1 protein-coding gene and 1 pseudogene are annotated in these 461 nt (G+C 74.4%); one reads left to right on the forward strand and one right to left on the reverse strand.

Annotated features, from left to right (window positions below; translation table 11 throughout):
- Positions 1–213, reverse strand: a 213-nt coding sequence (locus GWK61_RS58205; protein ID WP_228564607.1) for a hypothetical protein, incomplete at its 3' end; no start/stop codon positions are given.
- Between GWK61_RS58205 and GWK61_RS58210 the strand changes: the two are divergent.
- A pseudogene (locus GWK61_RS58210) lies at positions 214–461 on the forward strand (ISKra4 family transposase); the annotation flags it as partial.

Below are 461 nucleotides of genomic sequence, written 5' to 3' on the forward strand. Positions count from 1 at the left end.
TGCGCCGCGCGCGAGCACGGCATATCTGGCGGCTGGTCGGCCGATACCGCCGAACGGGCCGTCCTCGCCGCGGGCCGCACGGTGGAACTGCAGGTGCTGCAAGGCTTCCACGACACCCAAGCCGCCGCTGAGCAGCAAGCCCGGGCCGCCGGGAGGATCGAGCCGCCGGTCGACGTGAACGGGGTGGTCCACCAACGCGTCGAGCCCGGCCACGTGCGACACCAGTCCACCACGCTCGGGCAGGTGGCGGTGCACCGCCTGGCCTTCCGCGCCCTGGGCGCCGAGAACCTGTATCCGGCCGACGCCGTACTGAACCTGCCCGCCGGGCTGTACTCCCACGAGGTCGCCAAGCTCGCCGCGATCGAGTCCGCCCGCGGCTCGTTCCACGACGCCGCCGAGGCCCTTTCCCGGGCGTGCGGCGCCGGCGTCGCCGCACCCCAGGCGGTGCGGGCCATGGCGAT

Origin of the sequence: Catenulispora rubra (assembly GCF_015356825.1) — a bacterium.
In the GTDB taxonomy this organism is placed as follows: Bacteria; Actinomycetota; Actinomycetes; order Streptomycetales; family Catenulisporaceae; genus Catenulispora; species Catenulispora rubra.